The following is a 12,375-nucleotide window of genomic DNA, read 5'->3' as shown; positions in this document are numbered from 1 at the left end:
GTCACGCTGTCCGGCGATTCGCCCGAAGCCGACGTGGTGCGCGCGGTCGGCGAACTCGCGGCGTCGGGGGCCAACCGGCTCGTCGTGGCGATCGGCGGCCCGCAGCGTATCGAACTCGAACAGCGCCTGAAGCGCAGGCTGCTGCGCAGCTTTCCGCCGCACCTGCTCGGCGCGCTGCCGATCCTGTATGCGCACGAAATCGCCGACGATGCGAGCGACGTGCGCCGCACGTGGACCGCGCTGTTCAACGCATTCCTGCACCCGGCGATGGAGCGCTTTCTCTACAGCGCCGAACAGAAGCTGCGCGACGCGCGCGCGCAGAGCCCGCTGCTCGTGTTCCGCAACGACGGATATGCGGGGCGCGTCGCCAAGACGATCGCGCTGAAGACCTACAGTTCCGGCCCGCGCGGCGGGATGGAAGGCGCGCGCGTGCTGGCCCGGCACTACGGGTTGACGCATCTGCTGTCGATGGACATCGGCGGAACGACAACCGACATCGGTGTTGTCGACGAACGGGGCGTGCGCGCGGACCGGCACGGCAGCGTCGAAGGCGTCGCGACGTCGTTCGCGTTGTGCGACGTGGTCAGCGCGGGCGTCGGCGGCAGTTCGATCATCCGCGTGCAGGGCGAACGCATTGCGGTCGGGCCGGAAAGCGTCGGCAGCGCGCCGGGGCCGGCCTGCTTCGGCCTGGGCGGCACGCAGGCGACGATCACCGATGCGTTCACGCTGTCGGGCCTGCTCGATCCCGCGTCGTTCTTCGGCGGCAAGCTGCAGCTCGACAAGGCGCGTGCTCGCCAGGCGGTTCATGCGCATGTGGCCGATCCGCTGAAGATGGGCGACCTCGAAGCGCTCGCCGCGATGGAAGCCGCGTGGGTGAAGAAAGTTGCCGACAGCCTCACCGCGTATTCACCGATCCGGCCCGACACGACGCTTGCCGCGTTCGGCGGCGCGGGCGCGCTCGTCGCATGCCGCGTCGCGGAGGCGATCGGCGTGAAGCGGGTGCTGATTCCGGGGCTGGCGGCCGTGTTTTCCGCGTACGGAATCGGCTTTTCGGATGTGGGTCACAGCTTCTCGGCGCCGCTTGCCGAAGCGACCGACAGCGCACTCGCTGCGGCGATGGACACGCTGTTCACGCAGGCGTCGCGTGCGATGTTCGGTGAAGACGCGGCGATCGACGAGTGCCGGTTGGTCTATACGGTCGAAGCGACCGGCGCCGACGGCCGGAGTACCGAGCACGCGGTGAACGGCACGACGCTGCCGGCCGGGCTTGCGCCGGATGCGACGCTGTCCGTGTCGCTGACCGCGATCAAACACATGCCGCAAGCGACGCTGGACGGGCGTTTCGGCGAAGCCGACCACCAGCCCGCGGTTGCGCACGGCACGCGGCACGTCGTGGTCGATGGCCGCGAAGTCGACCTGCCGCTGTACCGCGTCGAGGATCAGCCGAAGGGCGTCGCGGTACGCGCGGCCGGCCCGGCGGTACTCGAGGAAGCCTTCTTCACGGGGCGCATCGACGCCGGCTGGCATTTCGACATCAATTCCGCCGGAGACATCCTGCTCAGCCGCGGCACGGAGAACGAATAATGAAAGTCCTGATTACCGAAACCCTGCGCATCGATCTCGGCACGGAACAGTGGGAGTGCCGGCGCTGCGGTCATGCGCACGGCAGCGCGCGCGACAACTACAAGCGCGGCCTGCTCGTCCACGATCGCGATCCGCGCGAGATTCACAAGCCGCTGCTCGATCCGAACCGCTACGCGCGCACGTACTCGCCGGACCCGGACTGGTGCCGGATTCTCGAATACTACTGCCCGGAATGCGGCGTGCTCGTCGAAGCCGAATACCTGCCGCCCGGCCATCCGCCGCTGCACGACATCGATCTCGACATCGACGCGCTGAAGCTGCAATGGAAGGATCGCGAAGAGATGACGGAGCCCGCGCAGGCGCCCGATCTTGCACTCGAACGCGTGAAGCTGCAGCGCGCGCTGCATGCGGCCGCCCATCATCGCCACGCAGTCGGTGCCGGCACCGACGCGTCGTCCACTTGAGCCACGGGGAGATTCGATCATGAAACGTGTTTCCGTCGACATTGGCGGCACCTTCACCGATTGCTTCGTGGCATGGGGCGATCATTGCGTCGAAGGCAAGTCGCTCACGACCCACCACAATCTGGCGGTCGGTTTCAACGATTCGCTGGCGGACGCGTGCCGCCAGCTCGAACTGACGCCGACCCAGCTGCTGTCCGAAGTCGATTCGGTGCGCTACGCGACGACGCTCGGCACCAACGCGCTGATCGAGCGCAAGGGACCGCGCGTCGGCCTGCTCGTCACGACGGGCTTCAAGCACACGGTGCCGCTGTCGCGTGCCCGCGGTTACGGGGAAGGGCTGTCCGAACACGAGCAGATGGACATTCCGAATGCGGCGCGCCCGGAGCCGCTCGTGGCGATTCCGCTGATCCGCGAGATTCGCGAGCGTGTCGACTACGTCGGCCAGGTGTTCTGGACGCTCGACGAGGACGACGTGCGGTTGCGCATCCGTGAACTCGTCGACGCCGGCGCGCAGGCGCTCGTCGTGATGTTCACGAACAGCGTCGTGAACCCGGTGCACGAGCTGCGCGTGCGCGAGATCTTCCTCGAGGAGTACCCGGCGCACATGCTCGGTGCGATCCCGATGCTGCTGTCGCACCAGGTGGTCGGCCGCAAGGGCGAGTATTCGCGCGCGACGTCATCGATCATCGACGCGTTCCTGCATCAGATCATGTATCACGGGCTCGGCACGCTGGAGCTGAACCTGCGCCAGCAGGGCTATACGAAGCCGATGCTCGTCAATCACAACTCGGGCGGGATGGCGCAACTCAACTCGACCGACGCACTGCAGACCGTCCACTCCGGGCCGGTGTCGGGCATCGCCGCGAGCGAGTACCTGGCGGCAGCGGCCGAGCTGGGCAACGTCGTCGCGACCGACATGGGCGGCACGAGCTTCGACATCGGGATCGTCGTGCAGGGCGGGCAGAAGTTCTACGACTTCAACCCGGTGATCGACCGCTGGCTCGTCAGCGTGCCGATGGTGCACCTCGTCGCGCTGGGGGCGGGCGGCGGCTCGATCGCGCGCTACGAGCGGATGTACAAGACGGTCGAGATCGGCCCGCAATCGGCCGGCTCCGATCCGGGGCCCGCGTGTTACGACCGGGGCGGCCAGCATCCGACCGTCACCGACGCCGACCTGCTGCTCGGCTATCTCGATCCGAAGAACTACGCGAACGGCCGCATTCCGCTGAATCCGCGCCGCGCGAAGCAGGCGATGCAGGACGACCTGTGCGACGTGCTCGATCTCGACGTGATCGAAACCGCCAAGCTGATCAAGAAGCAGGTCGACGCATCGATGGCGAACGGCATCGCCACCGAATTGCGCACGCGCGGCTTCGAGCCGAAGGAATTCACGGTGCTCGCGTACGGCGGCAACGGGCCGCTGCATGCGTGCGGGATCGCGTCCGCGCTCGGGGTCGCGAAAGTGCTGGCGCCGCCGTATTCGTCGACGTTCTCCGCATGCGGTGCGGGGACGGTGAACCAGATGCATATCCACGAGATGAACACGTGGACCGTGCTGTTCAACCCGAACACGAAGTCGTTCTTCCTGGATTTCGACACGTTCAACCGCGGCGTCGAGGAACTCGAGCGGCGCGGGCGCGAGGATCTCGAACGGCAGGGGATGGACCCGTCGCAGATCCGCTACCGGCTCGAACTCGACATGCGTTACGGCAACCAGCGCGTGCAGACGGCCGTCGTCACGCCGATCTCGCGCCTGAAGACGCAGCGCGACGTGCTGACGCTGATGGAGCTGTTCCACGAGAGTTACGGCTCGCGCTTCGGGGACGGCTCGCAAAGCCCGGAAACCGGCGTGCGGATCAACACGCTGCGCGTATGTGCGTACGTCGAACAGCCGTCGGTGAAGTTCGCGAAGCTCGCGGTCAGCGACAACCCGCTGCCGCCGCCGGAGCCGGTCGGCTACCGCGACTGTCACTTCGTCGGGCACGACGGCCCGCAACGTACCGCCATCTACGACGACCGCGCGCGTGCCGAGCGCACGCAGATCGAAGGGCCGGCCGTCATCACGACACGCGCGACGACGTTCCTCGTCGAGCCGGGCTGGATCTATCAGGCGACGGCCCAGGGCGGCGCGTGGTTCCTGCGCAAGTAAGCAAGGAGTTCGACATGCAAAACGACATCAATGCGGAAGACCGGGCGCTGCTCGACAAGTTCATCGCCGACAACACGCTGTTTCTCGGCCCCGATCCCGAGATCATGCGCAATCACAGCATCCTGCCGCGCTCGAAGGTGGAAAACGACGTGCTGGCGCGCGGCGTCGACCCGCACCAGGTCCACCATGTGCGCGGGCTGATCAACTCGGCGCTGTCCGAAGCGTTCACGATGGTGAACCAGATGGGCGCGGCGCCGGGCGCGAAGTGGGGCGACCTCGTCACCGCGATCTACACCGCGCAGGGCGACCTGTCGATGATCGCGCCGCACGGGATCATCGCGTTCGCCGCGTGCTGCTTCTATCCGATCCGCTTCATCATCAAGAACTGGGTGAACGACCCGACGGTCGGCGTGAAGGACGGCGACGGCTTCATCCACAACGACGCGCGCTACGGCGGCATCCACAACACCGACCAGTCGATGATGATGCCGCTGTTCTACAAGGGCGAACTCGTGTGCTGGCTGTCGTCGACGATCCACGAGGGCGAGAACGGCTCGACCGAGCCGGGCGGGCTCCCGGCCAAGGCGGAGAGCAAGTACGACGAAGGCATCAAGATGCCGCCGTTCAAGATCGTCGAGAACTTCGAACTGAAGCGCGACCTCGTCACGTTCCTGCAGAACTCGGTGCGCGACCCGCGCCTCCAGCTCGAGGACATGAAGGTGAAGCTGCACGCGGTGCTGCGCCTGCGCGAACGGATCATCGCGCTGCTCGACCAGTATGGCCGCGACGCGCTGATCGGCACGTTGCGCACGCACCTGGAAGACGTCGAAACGGAAATGCGCCGCCGCATTCGCGAACTGCCCGACGGCACGACGCGCGTGCTGCAGTTCATGGATTCCAGCCTGCGCGAGAACGCGCTGCAGAAAATCTCGTGCGCGATCACCGTGAAGGGCGACCGGATGGTGATGGATTTCCGCGGCTCGGCGCCGCAGTTCATGAACCGTTCCGTCAACACGAACATCGCGTCGTTCAAGGCAGCATTGTGCACGGGCCTGCTGCAGAACATCTGGCCCGACCTGCCGCATACGATGGCCGTGCTGTCGCCGATCGAGATCATCACCGATCGCAACTCGATCCTCGATGCGGAAGGCGAGATGCCGCAGGCGATGAGCCTGATGCCGCTGTTCAAGGGCTGCGTCGTGTGGACGATTCCGATGAACAAGCTGAGCTACAGCCTGCCGCACCGCTACTCGGCGGTGATCGCGTCGCAGTACGACCAGGCGGCGACGTTCATCTACGGCGGCCTGACGCAGCACGGCGACGTGACCGGCAACTTCTGCGCGGACATCAACGGCAACGGGCAGGGCGCGCGCAGCCACGCGGACGGCGAGCATTCGATCTCGCCCGTGTTCGGCTTCATGTGCGACACCGGCGAGCACGAGATCGCGGAAGAGGATACGCCGATCATCCGCCTCGGTGCGCAGCGGCTCGCGAAGGACCGGATCGGCTGGGGCAAGTATCGCGGCGGGATGGGCTACGAGCAGATCGCGACCGCGCGCGGCTCGGGCCTGTGGGGCTTCATGACGGGCTGCGAGGGCTCGAAGTTCCCGTCGGCGCAGGGGCTGTTCGGCGGCTACTCGTGCCCGAGCTACCAGCTGATGAAGATCAAGGGCATCAACATCTTCAAGGTACTGGAGGAGAACCCGAAGGCCGTCGACACGTTCGACATCGTCGAGCTGATGAACAAGCGGCCGATTCCGGGCGCGCAGTACAGCAGCCACGACATGGGCATGACGTTCGAGATCTGCAACGAGGGCGAGATCTACATGATCTGCCAGGGCTCGGGCGGCGGCTATGGCGACGTGCTCGAACGCGATCCGGCGCTCGTGATGAAGGATCTTCGCGAGGAGCTGATGTCGCACGAGAACGCACGCGACATCTACAAGGTCGTCTACGACGAGGAGACGCTGGTCGTGGATGTCGAGGCGACGGCAGAAGCGCGGGCGGCCGAACGGCTCGCACGGATCGCGCGCGGCAAGCCGTTCGACGCGTTCTGCGACGCCTGGGTGACGCCCGAACCGCCTGCGACGCTGCCGTACTTCGGTAGCTGGAACGACAGCACCGAGATCTACGCGACGACGCTGGGCCAGCGCGTCAGGATGCCGGCGGACGCGATACAGGGGGCATTCATGCTCGATCCGAAGGATGTCCGCATCGCGGAGCTGGAGGCGCAGTTGGCCGGCAAGGCGGCGCAGGCATAAGCCGGTGCCATGGCCGAGGCGCGGCGGGGGCCGCCGCGCCGAACGATTTTTCCTGCAGGACGGGCGGCGGTTGCGTGATCGACGGCCGCCCGGCCTCATGCTGAACTGGAACGCATCATGTCTCGACTCATCGATACCGCTCGGGTACGCCGGCCGCTCTGGCTGAATCACGATCGCTACAGCGTGCCGTTGCTCGCGGGCGGCAGCGCGCCGTGGCTCGACAGTGCCGCGTGCGTCGCGTGGGCACGCCAGGCGCACGGGTTGCTCGGATCGGACGTGCTCACGCTGCCGCTGGCGGACCTTGCCGCCGCATGGTTGACGCGCGACACGGCATTGAAGGACGCGATGGCCGCGAACACGAAGCGCGCGCATCTGCCGCTGAAGGCATGTATCGCGAGCACGCCGCTGCGCGAGCATGCGGCCGCGCTGGCGGGCGCGTTGCGCGCGGCGTTGCCCGATGCGATCTTTGCACTCGTGCTACCGTCTCCACGCGACTGGGCGGCGCTGGCGCTTGCGTCGGCAGGCGGTTCGCCGGGCGGCGAGGTCGACGAGGACGCCGCCGATGCAGCGGCGTCGAGCATCGCGGATTTCCTGAGGGTATTCGCGACAGCGGGCGTCGACGCGGTGCTGCTGCGCGAGTCGCGCACCTGGGACGCAGACGAAACCGCGCTGTGGCTCGAACTCTATCAACCCGTCGCGAACGTCGCGACGCATTACGGCTGGGACTGGGGAATGCAATGGCCGGCGGCCGTTTCGCTTGCCGACGGCCAGGGCCCGGATTTTACGATCGCGCCGACGCGATGCGGGCACGGCGCGGCCGGTATCGTCGTGCCGGACGCGTTCTGGCAGGACGGCGGCCTGCCGGCGCTGGAACCCAACGCGTTCGACGTGGCCGACATTCCCGCCGCGGCGCATCCGGAGACCGTTCTCGAACGGCTCGCGCTCTTACATGAAAGGCGATTGACATGGTGAACGAAGGCGAACTGCTGTGGACACCCGGCGAGGCATTCGTGCGCGGCTCCCATCTTGCGCGCTATCTCGACTGGCTCGCGACCGATCGCGATCTGGTTTGTGCGGACTACGACGCGCTATGGCGCTGGTCGGTACGTGAGCCTGACGCGTTCTGGGCATCGATCTGGCAATGGTACGGCGTGCGGTACGACGGCTCGGCGCGACGCGTGACGGATGGCGCACCGATGCCGCGTACGCGCTGGTTTCCGGATGCGCGCGTGAACTACGCGGAGCATGTGCTGCAGAACGCTGCGCATGCGGGAGCGGCGCCGGCCTTCCATTACGCGTCCGAAGCGCGACCGTTGCAAACGATGTCGCTTGCCGATCTCGCGAGCCAGGTGCGGCGCTTCGCGACGCGCCTGCGCGAACTCGGCGTGGTGCCGGGCGATCGCGTCGTCGCGTATCTGCCGAACGTACCCGAGTGCGCGGTCGCGATGCTCGCGACGACCGCCATCGGCGCGATATGGTCGTCGGCCGCGATCGACTTCGGCGTGCGCACCGTCGTCGACCGCTTCCAGCAGATCGCGCCGAAGGTGCTGATCGCCGCCGATGGCTACCGCTTCGGCGGCAAGGTATTCGACCGCCGGCGCGAGGTCGCCGAGATCGCGCAGGCGCTGCCGTCGCTGCAGACGCTCGTCTGGCTGCCGCACGTGGCGGACGCGATGCCGGCCGACGCGGCGTCGCTGCCGTGCGCGGTGCACGCATGGGACGCGTTGCTCGCAGGCCCCGACGTGCCGGCCGATACGTTCCGCTTCGAGCGGGTCGGCGCCGATCATCCGTTGTGGATCGTGTTCTCGTCGGGCACCACGGGCTTGCCGAAGGCAATCGTGCATGGTCATGCAGGCATCCTTGCCGAGCACCTGAAGCTGATGCATCTGCATATGGACCTGCACCCGGGCGACGTGATGTTCTTCTACAGCACGACCGGCTGGATGATGTGGAATCTGCTGGTCGCCGCGCTGCTGACCGGCGCCTCCGCCGTGCTCTACGACGGCAGCCCGATGCACGGCGGCCCCGAGTGTCTGTGGCGGCTCGCGGCCGACGCGGGCGCCACCTGCTTCGGCGGCAGTCCGACCTTCGTGCAGATGATGGAAAAAGCGGGCATCGAGCCGGGGCGTCAGTTCGACCTGTCGGCACTCAGGAGCGTGCTGATGTCCGGTGCGCCGAGCACGCCCGAGACGTTCGCGTGGTTCTACCGCAACGTGAAACCGGACCTGTGGGTCACGTCGCAATCGGGCGGCACCGAGCTGTGCAGCGGGCTGGTGGGTGCGGTGCCGTCGCTGCCCGTCCACGCGGGCGAGATCCAGGCGCGCATGCTCGGCATGGCGGTCGACGTGTGGAACGACGACGGGCAACCGGTCGTCGACGAAGTGGGCGAACTCGTCGTGACCCAGCCGGCCCCGTCGATGCCGATCTTCTTCTGGAACGACGACGGCGGCGCGCGCTATCGCGAGTCGTACTTCGACTATTTCCCCGGCGTATGGCGGCACGGTGACTTCATGCGGCTGACACGCGACGGCGGCTGCTACATCTACGGCCGTGCGGATTCGACGCTGAATCGATACGGCGTGCGAATCGGCTCGGCGGAGATCTATCGCGTCGTCGAGGAGATCGACGAGGTGGCCGACAGCCTGGTCGTGTGCTGCGAGTTGCCGGGCGGTGGATTCTTCATGCCGCTGTTCGTGCGGCTGCGCGATGGCGAGACGCTCGATGACGCGCTGCGCGCGCGCATCGCCGAACGATTGCGCACGCTGTGCAGCCCGCGCCACGTGCCGGACACGATGGTCGCGATGGACCAGATACCGTACACGCTGACGGGCAAGAAAATGGAGGTGCCGGTGCGCAAGATCCTGATGGGGCGTCCGGTCGAGCAGGCGGCGAGCCGCGACGCGATGGCCAATCCGGCCGCGCTCGATGCCTACGTCGCGTTTGCCGCCGAGGTGCCGCGATGATCGCGACTGTCTCGCGTCCCGAAGCAGCCACCGCGCCAGGCGATGACGACCCCGCAGCGCACGAATCGGCGGCGTGCCTGCGGCCTTATTGCTGCAATCCGTTTGCAGCGTTCTCCGCGTTTTCCCGGGTGGGCGGGTGGACGCCGCCGCTGCCCGACGCGCGTGCGATGCCGGAAGGCGATGCCACGGCTTGAAGCTGCCGCGCGAATGCGGCAGGATGAGCGACCCGACCCCTCACCCGGATGATCGTGACCGTTTCCCGAAATGCGATCCCGCGCAGCGTGCGTCATGACGGCGTGGATCTGCGCGAGCACAAGTTTTCCCCGCCGGCCGCGCGACGCGGCGCGATCGTGCGTCACGCGTTGCTCGAACGCGTGACGCGGCTCGGCGTGCCGCACGTCGTGATCCTGCACGCGCCGCTCGGCAGCGGCAAATCCACGCTGCTTCGGCAGATCATGGAGATCGGCACCGCGAAGCGCTGGACGGTTGGATGGCTCACGCTCGACGAGAGCGACAACGATCCGCGCCGCTTCGAAACGTACTTCATCGCGCTGGTCACGCAGATGGTGGCGGACGCGGGCGGCCCGGCGCCCGAGCAGTCGCCGGCGACGACCGACAACATGATCGACTGGGTGCTCGATCGATTCGGGCAGATTCCCGGCCCGATCGGCTTGTGCATCGACGATCTCCAGTGGATCCGCGATCCCGCGATCCTGCGTTTCTTGCGCGACCTGTTGCGCGCGCTGCCAGGCCGCTGCCGGATCTATATCGGGTCGCGCAATTTGCCGGACATCGGCGTGAGCACGCTGCTCGTCGCCGAGGAGGCGCTGGTGCTGCGGATGGAGGACCTGCGCTTCTCGCCCGAGGAATCGGTCGAGTTCATGACCGCCCGGGACGACGGGGTGCTCGATGCGGAGATCGCGTCGTTCGTGCAGGCGCGCACCGAGGGCTGGCCGGCGGGGTTGCAGCTGTTCAAGCTTGCGCTTGCGCGCGGCAATCCCTGGCATACGGTCGACGAGATGCGCGATTGCGGGCCGCTGGAACTGGTGCGCTACCTGTCGGAAAACACGCTGTCGCTGCAGCCGCCGGACGTGCAGGTGTTCCTGCTGAAGACATCGTTGCTGCGGCGCCTGAACGGATCGCTGTGCGCGGAGGCGACCGGCACGCATCACGCAGACGCGATGCTGCAGCGACTGGAGCAGGACGGCCTGTTTCTGGAGGCGCTCGACGGCAATCCGGGCTGGTACAGGTATCACAGCCTGTTTGCGCGCTTCCTGTCCGATCGTCTTGGCCAGGACGATCCCGATGGCGTGCTCGACGTGCACCGGCGCGCGGCGCACTGGTACGTGCGCCACGGCGTGCCCGAGGAGGCGATGTATCACGCGGTCGAGGCGCGCGAGTACGCGCTTGCGGTGCGCACGCTCGACGAATGGGCCTCGCGGCTGATCGCGGGCGCGGAGCTGGCCACGGTGGTGTACTGGTTCGACCGGCTTCCGTTGAACGAAGTGCTCGGCAACCGCAGTCTCGCGATCAAGGTGGCGTGGGCGCTCGTGTTCCTGCGCCGCGGGAGCCCGACGCATCCGTTGCTGTCATACCTGGACCAGACGCGTGCGGGCGAACATGACGGCACCGCGCACAATCCGGACGTCGTGCTGGCGATGGCAACGATGTTCAACAACGATCTGCGCGGCGCCGCGCGTCTCGCGAACATCCCCGTGCTGCATCAGCCGGCGCGCGACATCTTCGAGGCGTTCGAACTGGGCGCCGCGGCGAACCTGCTGACGTTCAGCGCGATGGCGACGTGGAACGAGGAAGACATCCACCACATGCTCGTGCTGGCGAACAGCCACAACGATCACGCGCAGGCCGCGTTCAGCCAGGGATACACGCTCGCGCTGCGCTGCATCCTGCAGGTCACCAGCGGGCAACCGCGGCTCGCGACCGAAGCGCCGCGCGCGACGTCGGGCACGCGGCCGTGGCCGTACGTGAATCGCGGCATGGCGGCCGTGGCGCTGGCGGCCTCGCGGATCTGGGCGTGCTATGAAGCCGATGCGCTCGACATCGGGGAAAGGCTGGCGACCCAGTTCGAGGACGAGATCGCGCTGGCGGCGGTGCCGGAATTCATCGCGCTGTCGATGGTGTCGATCGCGCGCATCCATGCGGCACGCGGCCGGATGATTCAGGCGCGCGACACGCTCGACACGCTCGAGCGCCTGAGCTTTCAGAGCCAATGGTCGGGCGTGCGCCAGATGATCGCGTGGGAGCGGCTTTACTTTGCCGGGCGCAGCGGCGATGCGGCGCGTGTCGATGCGCTGCTGCAGCACGTGACGGACGACGCGTCGCCATCGGATCCCGTCTGGATTCCCATCACCGAGATGCTGAGCGGGCGGCTGCTCGGCCGGATCCGGCTCGCGCTGTTCCGGCAGCAACTCGACCGCGCCTGCGAGCTGCTGAAAGCCGCATTGGCGATCACGCCGGCGCGGCCGCTGCTGTCGGTCAAGCTGCACGTGCTGCAGGCGCTGGTGCAGCATCGGCAGGGGCACACGCGGCTCGCGCTGCGAACGCTGCAGGGCGTACGCGAAACGGCGAACGCCGGCGGCTGCCGGCGCGCGCTGCTCGACGAAGGCGCCGAACTGGTCGCGTTACTCGACCAGTCGCCCGACGCGGAGATGCCGCACACGGCGCAGGCCTCGGAACCACGTTTCCATACGGCGGCGTGGTACGGCGCACTGTCGCAGCGCGAACAGGAAATTCTGCGGCTGCTGTGCAGCGGGGCATCGAATCGGGAGATTTCGGAGAAGCTGTTCCTGTCCGAAAACACCGTGAAGTTTCATCTGAAGAACGTGTACCTGAAGCTGGACGTGAAGAATCGCGCGCAGGCGATTCTCAAGGCGCAACTCGACTTGCGGTGAAGCAATGCGGAGAGGGCGCCAACGCGGGTTGCGTTGCCGTCC

At 67.2% G+C, this 12,375-nt stretch carries 7 protein-coding genes; all 7 read left to right on the top strand.

Going from position 1 to position 12,375, the window contains the following annotated elements:
* Positions 1 to 1,584: hydantoinase/oxoprolinase family protein (locus tag JYJ84_RS16100; protein ID WP_205189282.1), on the top strand; the 1,584-nt coding region annotated here is incomplete at its 5' end.
* A complete protein-coding gene (locus tag JYJ84_RS16095) occupies positions 1,584 to 2,048 on the top strand; it encodes an acetone carboxylase subunit gamma (protein WP_011354810.1) in 465 nt (154 codons plus the stop codon). The genes JYJ84_RS16100 and JYJ84_RS16095, both read left to right, overlap by 1 nt.
* Positions 2,049 to 2,067: 19 nt before the next feature.
* A complete protein-coding gene (locus JYJ84_RS16090; RefSeq protein WP_122947359.1) occupies positions 2,068 to 4,197 on the top strand; it encodes a hydantoinase/oxoprolinase family protein in 2,130 nt (709 codons plus the stop codon).
* Positions 4,198 to 4,211: 14 nt separating this feature from the next.
* Positions 4,212 to 6,458, top strand: a complete 2,247-nt coding sequence (locus JYJ84_RS16085; protein ID WP_175219871.1) for a hydantoinase B/oxoprolinase family protein — start codon at positions 4,212 to 4,214, stop codon at positions 6,456 to 6,458.
* 117 nt (positions 6,459 to 6,575) lie between these two features.
* Positions 6,576 to 7,430 (top strand): hypothetical protein, encoded by an 855-nt coding sequence (locus JYJ84_RS16080; RefSeq protein WP_175219869.1) that lies wholly within the window; start codon positions 6,576 to 6,578, stop codon positions 7,428 to 7,430.
* The gene (locus tag JYJ84_RS16075) at positions 7,424 to 9,421 is read left to right on the top strand and encodes an acetoacetate--CoA ligase (protein WP_175219867.1); all 1,998 of its coding nucleotides are present in this window, start codon (positions 7,424 to 7,426) and stop codon (positions 9,419 to 9,421) included. The genes JYJ84_RS16080 and JYJ84_RS16075 overlap by 7 nt, the downstream gene beginning before the upstream one ends.
* A gap of 242 nt (positions 9,422 to 9,663) precedes the next feature.
* Positions 9,664 to 12,333: a LuxR C-terminal-related transcriptional regulator gene (locus tag JYJ84_RS16070; protein ID WP_175219865.1), complete on the top strand. Its 2,670-nt coding sequence runs from the start codon at positions 9,664 to 9,666 to the stop codon at positions 12,331 to 12,333.
* The last annotated feature ends 42 nt before the right edge of the window (positions 12,334 to 12,375 follow it).

This window comes from Burkholderia sp. LMG 13014 (genome assembly GCF_905232215.1).
Lineage (GTDB): Bacteria > Pseudomonadota > Gammaproteobacteria > Burkholderiales > Burkholderiaceae > Burkholderia.
This window is presented reverse-complemented; position numbering and strand designations above follow the sequence as displayed.

Bases quoted from the DNA above. Each gene is read 5' to 3' on its own strand.
- JYJ84_RS16095 (WP_011354810.1), top strand. From the start codon at position 1,584: ATGAAAGTCCTGATTACCGAAACCCTGCGCATCGATCTCGGCACGGAA.
- JYJ84_RS16090 (WP_122947359.1), top strand. From the start codon at position 2,068: ATGAAACGTGTTTCCGTCGACATTGGCGGCACCTTCACCGATTGCTTC.
- JYJ84_RS16085 (WP_175219871.1), top strand. From the start codon at position 4,212: ATGCAAAACGACATCAATGCGGAAGACCGGGCGCTGCTCGACAAGTTC.
- JYJ84_RS16080 (WP_175219869.1), top strand. From the start codon at position 6,576: ATGTCTCGACTCATCGATACCGCTCGGGTACGCCGGCCGCTCTGGCTG.
- JYJ84_RS16075 (WP_175219867.1), top strand. From the start codon at position 7,424: ATGGTGAACGAAGGCGAACTGCTGTGGACACCCGGCGAGGCATTCGTG.
- JYJ84_RS16070 (WP_175219865.1), top strand. From the start codon at position 9,664: ATGATCGTGACCGTTTCCCGAAATGCGATCCCGCGCAGCGTGCGTCAT.